Source organism: Sphingomonas koreensis, assembly GCF_002797435.1.
Lineage (GTDB): Bacteria > Pseudomonadota > Alphaproteobacteria > Sphingomonadales > Sphingomonadaceae > Sphingomonas > Sphingomonas koreensis.
In genome coordinates this window covers 948,056-960,362 of record NZ_PGEN01000001.1, presented here as the reverse complement: position 1 = coordinate 960,362, position 12,307 = coordinate 948,056, and the positions used below count along the sequence as shown (strand labels likewise).

Genomic DNA, 12,307 nt, shown 5'->3' with positions numbered 1-12,307 from the left:
GATGCGGGCGTATTTCTAGCCGTTCTTGCCCTGCGAGGCCCTGAGAAACTGCCACTCCTCGATCACCCGGCCATCCGGCAGGTGGCAATACCCGACTTCGCCCGCGGTTTCCTTGCGGATCTCGACGCGGCCGCCGGCCTTCACGCAGTGAACCGATGCGGGGTTCGCCATTCCGATCGGCTTGTCGGCCGCGGGTTTGGGTGCACAGGCCATGACGACGAGCGGAAGAATGAGCGCGGTAGGTTTCAAGCCGGCCTCCTGCGATGACGGGCGACGCGGGGCCGCCCGACGCAAAGGCTATGCTTGGGGCCGGCGGCTTGCAATATCGCGGCGGCGTGGCAGCTCAGGCCAGCGCCTTCGCCTCGATCCCCGCGATATTCATGAAGTTCGCCAGCATCGCATGGCCATGTTCGGTGGCGATGCTCTCGGGATGGAACTGGACCGAGTGGATGGGAAGTTCGCGGTGGCGGAACGCCATGACGCTGCCGTCGTCGGCGGTGGCGTTGACCACCAGTTCCTCGGGGATGTCTGTCACGATCAGCGAGTGATAGCGCGTCGCGGTGAAGGGGGAGGGCAGGCCTTCGAACAGGCCGGTGCCGTCGTGACGCACGGGGCTGGTCTTGCCGTGCATCAGTCCGCCGCGCACGACCTGTCCGCCGAAATGCTGGCCGATCGACTGATGGCCGAGGCAGACGCCGAGCAAGGGCTTGCCCGCATCGGCGCAGGCGGCGACGAGATCAAGGCTGATCCCCGCCTCGTTCGGCGTGCACGGGCCGGGCGAGAGCAGAAAGGCCTGCGCGTTGCTCGCAATCGCCTCCGCGGCGGTCAGCGCATCGTTGCGCACCACCTTCACCTCGGCGCCCAGTTCCATCAGATAATGGACCAGGTTCCAGGTGAAGCTGTCGTAATTGTCGATGACAAGGATCATGGTGGGGTGCTCAATCTGATTTCGGCTGACGCCGAAATGCGGCACCGGCCCGCTCCCCCACCCGGCCACCCATAGGATACTGCCATTGGGTGGCCGGGTGGGGGAGCGGGCCAGTGCCGCGCTCGAACGCCTCTTAGCCGGGTCAATAACCCGCGTCGAGATCGACGACGTTCTTCATCGGCCGCCCCTCGGCAAAGGCGCGGGCGTTTTCGAGGAACAGCGCCGCGGCACGCATGAACATCTTCGCCTGCGAGCGGCCCGACAGATGCATCGAATGGATGACGTTGGGCGTGGTCCATAGCGGGTGGTCGTCGGGCAAGGGCTCGGGATCGACGACGTCGAGAAATGCGCCGGCGATCCGCCGTTTCTCCAACGCCTCGATCAGCGCGGGCTGATCCACCATGTCGCCGCGCGCGACGTTCACCAGCCAGGCACCCGGCTTCATGGCCGCGAGTTCCGCCGTGCCGATCAGGGCGTGGGTATCGCCGGTCGAAGGCGCGGCGAGGACGAGCCAGTCATAGTCCCCGAGCCGCTCGCGCCACTGGCCCGGAGTCAGCGTTCCGTCGCGGCCCGAACGGGTGACGCCGGTCACGTCCACCCCGAAAGCCGCCAGCCGATCGCCGATCATCCGCCCGATCGTGCCATAGCCGACGATCAGCGCGCGGGTCTCGAACAGCTCGACCTTGCCCGGTGCATCGGCGGGCCATTCGCGACGGTCGGCCATGCGCACCACCTGATCGAAGCGCTTGGCGGCCGCGAGCATCCCCATCACCGCATATTCGGCGACTGCGATCGCGTTGATCCCGACGCCGTTGGTCAGGATCGTGCCGCGTGTCTTGAGCAGATCGACGTCAAACGCGTCGATCCCGGCATAGATGGTCGAAAGCCATTTGAGCCGGACACCCGCCGCTGCGGCTTCGCCGGTCCAGTCCGGGCGCATCATGTCGACCCAGGCGATATCGGCGTCCGCGACCATCGCGATCGCCTCCTCGCGGCTGGCGAACCAGTGCGGCTCGATTCCGGCGGGCAGCCCGGGTTCGATCAGCGGGCGGGCAAGGGCGGGCAGGACGGCTTTCATCTCAACAGGTTAGGACGATCATCGTCGCCACGCAAACCGCCAGAAAATGAATGGTTTGCGACAAGTTGATACTGTTTACGGCTGGCCGAGAGCGTGGAAATGCGAGACATAGCGGATGCGGGCGGCGCGCCCGTGCGCGGGGACCTCATGGACAATCTGGAAGTGCCACTCGCCGAGGCTGAAATTGACGGCGTCGAAGCGGTCGAGCCGTCTGCTTTCGGTGTGGCGCCGGGCGGCGTCAGTGTGCTGGCGCTGGCATTGGCAGCCTGTGATTCGGGTGGAGGCGGGAGCGGGGGTGTCGTCACCACGCCGCCGACCGGCACGCCATCGCCGACGCCCGCGCCGCCACCCACCGCGGTTCAGGCGAGCCGGTTCCTTGCGCAGGCGACGATGGGGGCGACCAGCGCGGATATCGCCGATGTGCAGGCGCGCGGCTATGCCGGCTGGATCACCGCCGAGTTCGCCAAGCCGCGCGGCACCACCCATTGGGACTGGCTGGTGTCGAAGGGCTATAACGACGTCGCCAACATCAACGGCGAGGCCGGCTTCGACAACGTGATGTGGAGCCAGCTGATCGGCGCGGGCGACCAGCTGCGCCAGCGCGTCGGCATGGCGCTGCTCGAAGTGCTGGTCGTCGGCATTTCCGGCGTGAACCTGAGCTGGCGGCAGTTCGCGATGGCGGCCTATGTCGACGTGCTGCTCGACAATGCGTTCGGGAATTTCCGGACGATCCTTGAGAAGATCACCACCAACGCGGCGATGGCCTCGTTCCTGACCTTTCTCGGCAATCGCAAGGCGAATGCGACGACCGGATCGGTGCCCGACGAGAATTATGCGCGCGAGCTGATGCAGCTCTTCACCATCGGGCTCCACCGGCTCAACATGGACGGGACGGTGGTGACGTCGGGGGGCGCACCGGTCGAAACCTATACCCCGGCCGATGTCTCGGGCTTGGCACGGGTGTTCACGGGCCTCACGCTCGACTCGACGGACAATACGACCCCGGACCGCTATCGTCGGCCGCTGATCGTCAATGCGAACACGCACGAGACGGGGGCATCGACGTTCCTCGGCACGACCGTTGCTGCGGGAACGGCGGGGATGGATGCGGTCAAACAGGCGCTGGACACGATCTTTGCGCATCCCAATGTCGCGCCGTTCGTGTCGAAGCAGCTGATCCAGCGGCTCGTCACCAGCAATCCGACGCCCGCCTATGTCGGTCGCGTTGCCGCGAAGTTCGCCGACAACGGATCGGGGGTGCGCGGCGACATGCAGGCGGTGATCCGCGCCATCCTGCTCGACGACGAGGCGCGCGCCGCTCCGTCGGGCACCAGCGCGGGCAAGTTGCGCGAGCCGGTGATGCGCTTCACCGGCTGGGCGCGCGGGTTCGGCGCGGCGTCGGTGAGCGGAAACTGGACGATCGGCGACACCAGCAGCTCGATCAACCGGCTGGCGCAGTCGATGGGGCGCAGCCCATCGGTCTTCAACTTCTTCCGACCGGGCTATACGCCGCCCAATAGCGGCTTTGCGAGCGGCGGGCTGGTGGCGCCCGAGTTCCAGATCACCAACGAGATCAGCGTCGTCGGCTATGTAAACTACATGCAGTCGGTGGTGAACAACGGGCTGGGTGACCTCAAGAGCAGCTACGCCGAGCTGACGGCGATCGCCGCGGACAGCCAGGCGCTGATCGATCGGATCAACCTGGTGCTCGCCGCGGGACAGCTGAGCACGGCGACGGTCGCTCAGATCAAGACCGCGGTCGACAGCTCGACCAATAGCAACAACCGGATCGCGATGGCGCTGCTGCTGACGATGGCCGCGCCCGAATATCTGGCGCAGAAGTGAGGGGCGGGACGATGGATACCGATCAATCCCGCCGCGCCTTTCTCCGCCGCGGTGCCTCGCTCGGCATTGCGGGCGGCGCGGCACCGTTCGTCACCCAGCTTGCGGCGATCGGGGAAGCCTCTGCCAGCGTGGCAAGCGATTATAAGGCGCTGGTCTGCGTCTTCCTTTATGGCGGCAACGACTATGCCAATACGCTGCCGCCCTATGACGCGGCGAGCCACGCGCTCTACACGACCGCCCGGCCGGGGCTCGCTCACCTCCGCGATGCGCTGACGGCGACCGCGCTCAATCCGTTGAATTCGCTGGGCGGGCGGCAATATGCGCTGGCGCCGACGATGGCGCCGCTGCTGCCGCTGTTCGACGCGGGCAAGATGGCGGTGGTGCTGAATGTCGGGACGCTGGTGCGGCCAACGACCAAGGCGCAGTATCAGGCGAACAGCGTGGCGCTGCCGCCCAAGCTGTTCAGCCACAATGACCAGCAAAGCTATTGGCAGGCCTCCAGCGCCGAGGGTGCCACCTCCGGCTGGGGCGGGCGGATCGGCGACCTGCTCCAGAGCGGCAACGGCAGCGCGGCGCTGACCTGCATCAGCGCGTCGGGCAACGCAGTCTATCTCTCCGGCCGCAGCTCGATCCAGTATGTCACTGGCACCAACGGGCCGACGCCGCTGATCAACAACGCCTCGACGCTCTACGGCTCATCCGCTGCGGCAAGCGCGCTGCGGTCGCTGATGGGTGGGGCGCGGACGCATCTGATCGAGAATGAGCATGCGGCGATCTCGAAGCGTGCGCTCGATCTCTACGCACAGGTCAACGGGGCGCTGGGCAGTGCGCCGGCGTCGAATTTCCCGCTGTTTCCCACCGGCAACAGTCTGGCAGACCAGCTCAGGATCGTCGCGCGGATGATCTCGGTCTCGCAGGAGCTGGGGGCGAAGCGGCAGGTGTTCTTCGTTTCGCTCGGCGGGTTCGACATGCACGACTTCCTCGTGCGCGATCATCCGACCCAGATCGGCCGGGTGGCCGCGGCGATGCGCGCCTTTTACGATACTACCGCGGCGCTGGGCGTGGCGGACAAGGTAACGGCGTTCACCGCATCGGACTTCGGCCGCACGCTGACCCAGAATGATGACGGGTCCGACCATGGCTGGGGGGCGACGCATTTCGTTGTGGGCGGCGCGGTGAACGGCCAGCGCATCTACGGCACGCCGCCCGCGATCGGGCACAACACGCCCGACGATGTCGGGCAGGGGCGGCTGCTGCCGACGATCTCGGTCGATCAATATGCTGCGACGTTGGCGAGCTGGTTCGGCGTGAGCGATTCGAACCTGTCGACGGTGCTGCCCAACATCGGCAACTATTCGACGCGGAACCTGGGCTTCGTTTGACGGTCGAGCCTAAAGCTCGACCTTCCAGTCCCAGCCCAGCGGATCGCCGTCCATCACCTCGACTCCGGCGCCGAGCAGCTCGTCGCGGATCGCGTCGGCGCGCGCGAAGTCCTTGGCGGCGCGCGCGTCCTTGCGCTGGGCGAGGCGGGTTTCGATCTCCGCCTCGGTCACCAACGCATCGGCCGGACGTACGCGCAGGTCGGCGCGGCCGAGGTCGAGCAGGTTGAGGCCGAGCGCGGTGTCAAACTGCGCCAGCGTCATCAGCCGTGCTTCCTGTCCCAATTGCTTGTCGGCGAGCAGTTCCTCCAGCACCGGCAGCGCCTTGGGCGTGTTCAGGTCGTCAGAGACTGCTGCGTCGAGCCGTTCGAGATAGCTCGCGGCATTGCCGCCACCCTTGCCCTCGGCGGCACGGAACTTCTCCGCGGCGAGGACGAGGCGGCGCAGGCGGACGAGCGCCGCCATCAGATTCTCGCCGCTGAACTCCAGCTCGCTGCGATAATGCGCGGACAGGCACATCAGGCGATAGGCGAGCGGGTGCACGCCCTTTGCCACCAGTGCATCGAGCGTGGCGATGCCGCCCTTCGACTTCGACATCTTGCCGCCGCGGTCGACCAGGAAGTTGTTGTGCATCCACACCCGCGCGCCGGAATCGCCGCAGCGGCAATGCGCCTGGTTCTGCGCGATCTCGTTGACGTGGTGGATCTCGCGATGGTCGATCCCGCCGGTATGGATGTCGAAGGGCAGGCCGAGCAGCTCGGCGCTCATCACCGAACATTCGAGGTGCCAGCCCGGCGCGCCGCGGCCCCAGGGCGAATCCCACTCCATCTGGCGCGTCTCGCCGGGAGGGGTGGTGCGCCAGATCGCGAAGTCCTGCGGGTGCCGTTTGCCCTCGACGCTCTCGATCCGCCCTTCGCCGGCATCGTCCTGCCCGCCGGAGAGCTTGCCGTAGTCGGGCACGGTGCTGCTGTCGAAATAGAGGCCGGAGTCGAGCTGGTAGCAATTGGCGTCGGCAAAGCCCTTCGCGAACTCGATCATCTTGGCGACATAGTCGGTCGCCAGCGGCATGTGATCGGGGGTGCGGATGTTGAGGTCGCGCAGATTGCGGCGGAACACATCGGCATAATGGCGCGAGATATCCCACGCGCTCATCCCCCGCTTCTTCGCCGCGGCCTCCATCTTGTCCTCGCCCTCATCGGCGTCGGACGTCAGGTGGCCGACGTCGGTGATGTTGAGCACATGAGTGAGGGGGTAGCCCTTCCAGCGCAGCACCCGGCTGAGCGTGTCGGTGAAGACATAGGCGCGCAGATTGCCGAGATGCGGATCGCTGTAGACGGTGGGGCCGCACGAATAGACGCGCACGCCCTTGGCAGGATCGATCGGCGCGAAGGGCTCGAGCGAACGGGTCAGCGAATTGTAGAGAGTGAGCGTGGCGCCAGTCATGCAGGCGCATGTAGCGCGGCTGCGGCGGGGGTCAAACCGCCTGCGCGCGTCGAGGCGCGCGATCAGGCGGCGAGCTGTTCGGCCTTGGCGCTGTTGTGGAAAAGGCCGGCGCCGAAGGTGCCGCCCGTATTGATCGGGAGGGCCGTGGCGCAGAAGGCGCATTCCGCGGTCATCCGCCCGACCGTCCAGTGCGACTGGCCGCAGCCGGGGCAGTAGTTTCGTTCACCCGGACGGAAGGCGATCCGGTAACCGCTTTGCGCGGCGGTGAAGGCGTCGGTGTCGTAGTACATCGCTTCGTCTCCAAATTGCACCGGTTCGACGCCCGGAATCGGCATTTGTTCCAAGCGCGTTCCGAAATGGGATCGGCCCTGTTGCAAAACTGCAACAAGCCCGGGGTCAGGAGAAGGGGCGCATCCGGTCTAGCACCGTATAGGCCATCACCGCGGTCGCCACCGCGGCATTGAGGCTATCTGCCTTGCCCAGCATGGGTATTTTGACGCGAACGTCGCACGCGGCGGCATAGGCGGGGGGCAGGCCCTGCGCCTCGTTGCCGGTGAACAGAAAGACCGGCGCGGAAAAATCCGGCGCGCGATAATCGACCGCACCTTCGAGCGCGAGGCCGACCAGTTGTCCCGGTCCGGCACGCAGCCAGCTGTGGAATTCGTCCCAGGGTGCGCGCGCGAGGGGGATCGTGAACAGCGCCCCCATGCTGGCGCGCACCGCTTCCACCGAGAAGGGATCGACGCACTCATCGACCAGGATGAGGCCGCCTGCGCCCACCGCATCGGCGGTACGCAGGATGGTGCCGAGATTGCCCGGATCGCGCAGCCGCTCGGCGACCAGCCAGATCTGAGCGGCATTGCGGTCGAGCCGGGCAAGATCGGTGGACAGCTCGCGATAGACGCCGACGACTGCGCCCGGATTGTCCTTGCCCGAAAGCTTGGAGAGGATGTCGCTGTCGGTAGAAATGACCTCGCCACCCGCTGCCTCGGTCGCGGCGATCAGCTCGCCCGCAAGCGGATGGGTGTCGTGTCCCTTGGCGAAGAAGAGGTATTCGGGAAGGTGACCGGCTTCGCGCGCCTCGGTCAGGATGCGAAGACCCTCGGCCAGGAACAGGCCCTCGTCGCGGCGGTGCTTCTTGTCGCGCAGGCTGCGCACCCGCTTGACCAGCGGGTTGGAGAAGGCGGTAATCTCGCGCATCAGTCTTCGCCGAAGCGATCCTCGACCAGTCCGACGAGCTTGAGCACGGCATCCTCGGCGCCGTCGCCCGCGGCGCTGATCGTGATCGTGTCGCCCATCGCGGCGCCGAGCATCATCAGGCCCATGATCGACGTGCCGGTCACCGAATTGCCGTCCTTCTCGACGGTCAGCTCGACCGGCTGGGACGAGGCCAGGGTAACGAACTTGGCGCTGGCACGGGCGTGCAGGCCGCGGCGGTTGCCGATCAGGACGGTCCGGCTGACGCGACTCAAGCGGCAGCCTCCCCGAGCACTTCGGATGCGACGGTGATGTACTTGCGGCCGGCCTCACGCGCGGCGGCGACGGCTTCGGTGACCTTCATCGTCTTGCGTGCGCCGCCAAGGCGAATCAGCATGGGCAGGTTGATGCCCGCGATCACCTCGACCCGGCCCGCCTCCATCAGCGAGATGGCGAGATTGGACGGCGTTCCGCCGAACAGGTCGGTCAGCACGATCACGCCGCGACCGGCGTCCACCTCGGTGATCGCCGCGGCGATATCGGACCGGCGGCCCTCCATATCGTCCTCGGGGCCAATCGAGATGGTAGCAATTCGCTCTTGCTTGCCCACCACATGCTCCATCGCGACGACGAACTCCTCCGCGAGCCGCCCATGCGTCACGAGTACCAGACCGATCATTCCAAATTGCGTCCCATGCGGTTCATCTTGCAGCCGGCGGGCCTTCTAACGAGTCCTGCGGTGCGGTCTGCAAGTCACGATGCGTCACCGTGGGCGAAAATCCCGCGTCGCGCAACCGTGCGGCCACCCGTTCGGCAACATGGACCGATCGGTGCCGCCCGCCGGTGCACCCGAACGCGATGGTAACATAGGATTTTCCCTCGGCGCGGTAGCGCGGAATCAGCGTTTCGAGCAGCCCTTCGATGCGGGCGAGCGCATCGGCATAGGCAGGGTCGCCGATGACATAATCGGCGACGTCGCGGTCCTTGCCGGTACCCGGACGAAGCGAATCGATCCAATGCGGATTGCGCAGGAAGCGCATGTCGAAGACCAGATCGGCATTGGCCGGAATGCCGCGCGCGAAGCCGAACGACATCACCGACAGTGTCGGCTCGCCCAACCCCTCGCCCGAGAAGGTGGCGCGAATCTTCTGCGCCAGCTCGTTGGCGGACATGGTGCTGGTGTCGATCAGGCGGTTCGCCCAGCGCCGCAACGGCTCCAGCAGTTCGCGCTCGCGGGCGATGCCATGGCCGGCGGGCCGGTCCTGGGCCAGCGGATGACGGCGGCGCGTCTCGTTATAGCGGCGCTCGAGCTCGGCACCGGCACAATCGAGGTAGAGCGTTCCGATATCGTAGCCGCGGTGGTCGCGCAGCTTCTTGATCCGGCGCACGACGCTGTCGGCATCGAAACCGCGAGTGCGCGCCCCGATACCGAGCGCGAGCGGCCGATCGTCGCCATCGTTGCCCTCCGGCGGCTCGGTGTCGAGCAACCGGTTGAGGAGGAGGATGGGGAGATTGTCGACCACTTCCCAGCCCAGATCCTCCAGCGTGCGGAGAACCGTCGACTTGCCCGCGCCGGACATGCCGGTGACGAGCAGGATCTGTTTGGGCCTGTGCTTGCTCATTGCTCTCTGCTCACTGGGCGGGCGTCCAGCCGATGTGCTTCAATGCCAGTTCGGCCTTCACCGGTGCCGAAGGCTCGAGCGCGGCGAGCGCGACTTCGGGAATGTCGATCCCGGCGATCCGGCGCTTCTTCGGCCCCTCCGGCATGCGCGGCGGGCTGTCGAGAATGGTGATCAGCAACGCGATCGGTAGACGGTCCTCATGCGGCATGTCGATCACGCCGATCCCGCGCACCTCGATCTTGCCCGCGATATTGGGCGGCGCCGCACCGAGCAGCGTGCCGTTGGAGCGCGTGCAGATCGTATAGTCGTCGGAGACCAGCACGGCGCCGCGATCGATCAGGCGTAGCGCGAGGTCGGACTTGCCTTCGCCCGAACGGCCCTCGATCAGCACCGCGCGCCCGCCGATGGCGACGCAGGAGGCGTGAAGCGTTTCTGAGGAGATGACGGCCATTCGCTTCGCCCCGTTAGTTCGGCTGCACCAGCGGAAGACGGACGACGAAACGCGCGCCGCGCATCCGGTCCTCCCGCGATTCGACCCCGATCATACCGCCATGGCCTTCAACGATGGTGCGGGCGATAGCAAGCCCCAGCCCCGAATGTTGGCCAAAGGCCTCGCTGTCTGGGCGGACCGAGTGGAAGCGGCGGAACACCGCTTCACGCGCCTCTTCGGGAACGCCCGGCCCTTCGTCTTCGACGCGTACCTCCAGCATCTCGCCGTCCGATGCGGCCGACAGCGTCACCAGCCCCTGTTCCGGCGAGAAGGAGATCGCATTGTCGATCAGATTCTCGAACACCCGTTCGAGCCGGGCGCCTTCGCCCATGACCCTTGGGACCGGGCGTACGGGCTGGTCGAGGCGCAGCCGCACGCCGCGCTCGACGCCGCGATCGCTACGCTGCGCAATCAGCCCTTCGAGCATCGCAGCGACATCGACGGGTTCGAACTTGGCGCGGCTCAATTGCGCGTCGAGCCGCGACGCCTCCGAAATGTCGCTGATCAGCCGGTCGAGCCGGTGGACATCGTCTCGAACGATGGCGAGCAGACGTTCCTGCAGTTCGGGGTCGCGAACGTTGGCGAGTCCGTCCACGGCCGAACGCAGCGAGGCGAGGGGGTTCTTGAGCTCGTGCGCCAGATCCGCCGCAAATGCCTCGGTCGCATCGATGCGCGCGCGCAATGCCAGGCTCATGTCCGACAGCGAACGCGCGAGATGGCCGATCTCGTCGCGCCGCTCGGGCAGGCGCGGCACGATCACTTCGCGTGCGCGCCCGAGCCGTACCCGCACCGCCGCGCGGGCGAGCCGGCGCAGCGGGCGGACGATGGTGCGCGCAAGGAACAGCGAAAGAAACACCGACAGGCCGATCGCGACCGCCAGCACAACAGCCAGCCGGAAGCGTTCGATACGGACGCGCTGAGTGATCTCACGCGCGTTGTCGGTGGTGAATACCGCGCCTTCCGGGCCATAGGACGCGGCGGCCGTGATCACCGGCGTACGGTCAGGCGCGCGCCATACGGTTGCGCTCGCTTCCCCGCTGCGCAGCGCACTCGCGAGATCGGGCCACTCCATGCCCTTGTCCGGCGCGCGTTCGCGGAACTGCGGTGCACGATCTGCGCCGGCGACGGTATCGATCGCGGCATCGAGGAAGCGCGCGGCGCTCTGGCCCCATGGATCCTTGTCGGGGTCGCGAAGCACGACATTGTTGAGGCCCAGGGCGCGGGTATCGAGCGTCACCCGGCCACTACGGTCGTAGAGACGGATGCGCAGCCCCGCTTCGGTCGCGACCCGCAGGATCAGCGCGGTGCGATCGTTGGGCGGGGTCATCGCCACCGCCTGTGCGATCAGCCGCGCCTCGCGCCCTGCCTGTTCGACTTCGTCATCGATGATCCGCGCGCGGAAGCTGTCGAGATAGAAGAAGCCGCCAGCCAGCATCGCCAGCGCGAAGATGTTGACCGCCAGGATGCGCGGCGTGAGACTGAGCCGCGCCGACCAGCGGAGCGAGAGATCGCGGTCTTCGCGGTCTTCCCGGTTTCCGCGGCTATTCGTCGGAGAATCGGTAGCCGGCGCCATAGAGCGTCTCGATGGCGTCGAATTCGGGATCGACCTGGCGGAATTTCCGGCGGACGCGCTTGATATGGCTGTCGATGGTGCGGTCATCGACATAGATGTCGTCCTGATACGCCGCGTCCATCAACTGGTTGCGGGTCTTGACGATGCCGGGCCGCTGGGCAAGCGTTTCGAGGATCAGGAATTCGGTGACCGTCAGCGTCACATTGCCACCACCCCACGTCACCTTGTGCCGTGCCGGGTCCATCGTCAGCCGCCCGCGCTCGAGCACCGGCTGCGGCTCCTCCGCCGTTTCGGCGTCGGCGGGCGCGGCGAGCGCCTCCGTCCGCCGCAGAATCGCGCGGATGCGGGCGATCAGCAGCCGCTGGCTGAACGGCTTGGCGATATAGTCGTCCGCGCCCATCGCGAGGCCGAGCGCCTCGTCCAGCTCGTCGTCCTTGCTGGTCAGGAAGATCACCGGCGTGGACAGCTTCTCGCGCAGGCGGCGCAGCAGCTCGAGACCGTCGAGCCGCGGCATCTTGATGTCGAGCACGGCCAGGTCGGGCGGATTCTCGAGCAGCGCCTTCAGCGCCGTCTCGCCGTCCGAATAGACGCGCGTGACGAAGCCTTCGGCCTGCAGCGCGATCGAGACCGAGGTCAGGATATTCCGGTCGTCGTCAACCAGCGCGATCGTTGCGGTCATGGCACGTGGCGTAGCCCAATGCCGGGCGTTGCTCAACGGCTGATAGGCGCGGCGGAGTGAATCATACCGCAGG

Annotated in this window: 14 protein-coding genes; 2 read left to right on the top strand and 12 right to left on the bottom strand. The window is 66.7% G+C overall.

Annotated elements, in window-relative coordinates:
- Positions 1 to 15 precede the first annotated feature (15 nt).
- The 3 genes from BDW16_RS04575 to BDW16_RS04565 all read right to left on the bottom strand — a co-directional run bounded on the left by BDW16_RS04575 (position 16) and on the right by BDW16_RS04565 (position 2,006).
- Positions 16 to 213, bottom strand: coding sequence for a putative hemolysin (locus tag BDW16_RS04575; protein WP_066577682.1), 198 nt, complete (start codon positions 211 to 213; stop codon positions 16 to 18).
- Between the two features lie 130 nt (positions 214 to 343).
- Positions 344 to 928, bottom strand: coding sequence for an anthranilate synthase component II (locus BDW16_RS04570; protein WP_066577683.1), 585 nt, complete (start codon positions 926 to 928; stop codon positions 344 to 346).
- A gap of 142 nt (positions 929 to 1,070) precedes the next feature.
- Positions 1,071 to 2,006: a D-2-hydroxyacid dehydrogenase gene (locus tag BDW16_RS04565; protein WP_066577685.1), complete on the bottom strand. Its 936-nt coding sequence runs from the start codon at positions 2,004 to 2,006 to the stop codon at positions 1,071 to 1,073.
- 99 nt (positions 2,007 to 2,105) lie between these two features.
- Here BDW16_RS04565 and BDW16_RS04560 point away from each other — a divergent pair, with 99 nt between their 5' ends.
- The gene (locus BDW16_RS04560) at positions 2,106 to 3,851 is read left to right on the top strand and encodes a DUF1800 domain-containing protein (RefSeq protein ID WP_083954285.1); all 1,746 of its coding nucleotides are present in this window, start codon (positions 2,106 to 2,108) and stop codon (positions 3,849 to 3,851) included.
- An 11-nt stretch (positions 3,852 to 3,862) separates the two neighbouring features.
- Positions 3,863 to 5,233 (top strand): DUF1501 domain-containing protein, encoded by a 1,371-nt coding sequence (locus tag BDW16_RS04555; protein ID WP_066577688.1) that lies wholly within the window; start codon positions 3,863 to 3,865, stop codon positions 5,231 to 5,233.
- A gap of 9 nt (positions 5,234 to 5,242) precedes the next feature.
- Here the strand turns inward: BDW16_RS04555 and cysS are convergent, their stop codons facing one another.
- From cysS to BDW16_RS04510, 9 genes are all read right to left on the bottom strand, one after another.
- Positions 5,243 to 6,673 carry a cysteine--tRNA ligase gene (gene cysS / locus BDW16_RS04550; RefSeq protein WP_066577694.1) on the bottom strand — a complete coding sequence of 477 codons (1,431 nt, stop codon included), beginning with the start codon at positions 6,671 to 6,673 and terminating at the stop codon, positions 5,243 to 5,245.
- 62 nt (positions 6,674 to 6,735) lie between these two features.
- Positions 6,736 to 7,008, bottom strand: a complete 273-nt coding sequence (locus BDW16_RS04545; protein WP_066577697.1) for a hypothetical protein — start codon at positions 7,006 to 7,008, stop codon at positions 6,736 to 6,738.
- Between the two features lie 61 nt (positions 7,009 to 7,069).
- Positions 7,070 to 7,876, bottom strand: a complete 807-nt coding sequence (locus BDW16_RS04540) for a TrmH family RNA methyltransferase (RefSeq protein WP_066577898.1) — start codon at positions 7,874 to 7,876, stop codon at positions 7,070 to 7,072.
- Positions 7,873 to 8,145 carry an HPr family phosphocarrier protein gene (locus BDW16_RS04535; protein WP_066577896.1) on the bottom strand — a complete coding sequence of 91 codons (273 nt, stop codon included), beginning with the start codon at positions 8,143 to 8,145 and terminating at the stop codon, positions 7,873 to 7,875. Before BDW16_RS04535 ends, BDW16_RS04540 begins: the two co-directional genes overlap by 4 nt.
- Positions 8,142 to 8,549, bottom strand: a complete 408-nt coding sequence (locus BDW16_RS04530; protein WP_066577700.1) for a PTS sugar transporter subunit IIA — start codon at positions 8,547 to 8,549, stop codon at positions 8,142 to 8,144. The genes BDW16_RS04535 and BDW16_RS04530 overlap by 4 nt, the downstream gene beginning before the upstream one ends.
- Before the next feature lie 22 nt (positions 8,550 to 8,571).
- The gene (gene rapZ / locus BDW16_RS04525; protein WP_066577703.1) at positions 8,572 to 9,492 is read right to left on the bottom strand and encodes an RNase adapter RapZ; all 921 of its coding nucleotides are present in this window, start codon (positions 9,490 to 9,492) and stop codon (positions 8,572 to 8,574) included.
- Positions 9,493 to 9,502: 10 nt separating this feature from the next.
- Positions 9,503 to 9,943 (bottom strand): HPr kinase/phosphorylase, encoded by a 441-nt coding sequence (locus BDW16_RS04520; protein WP_066577705.1) that lies wholly within the window; start codon positions 9,941 to 9,943, stop codon positions 9,503 to 9,505.
- 13 nt (positions 9,944 to 9,956) lie between these two features.
- Complete coding sequence (locus BDW16_RS04515; protein WP_066577708.1) at positions 9,957 to 11,555, bottom strand: sensor histidine kinase; 1,599 nt, start codon at positions 11,553 to 11,555, stop codon at positions 9,957 to 9,959.
- Complete coding sequence (locus tag BDW16_RS04510; protein ID WP_066577710.1) at positions 11,524 to 12,234, bottom strand: response regulator transcription factor; 711 nt, start codon at positions 12,232 to 12,234, stop codon at positions 11,524 to 11,526. The genes BDW16_RS04515 and BDW16_RS04510 overlap by 32 nt, the downstream gene beginning before the upstream one ends.
- Positions 12,235 to 12,307: the final 73 nt, after the last annotated feature.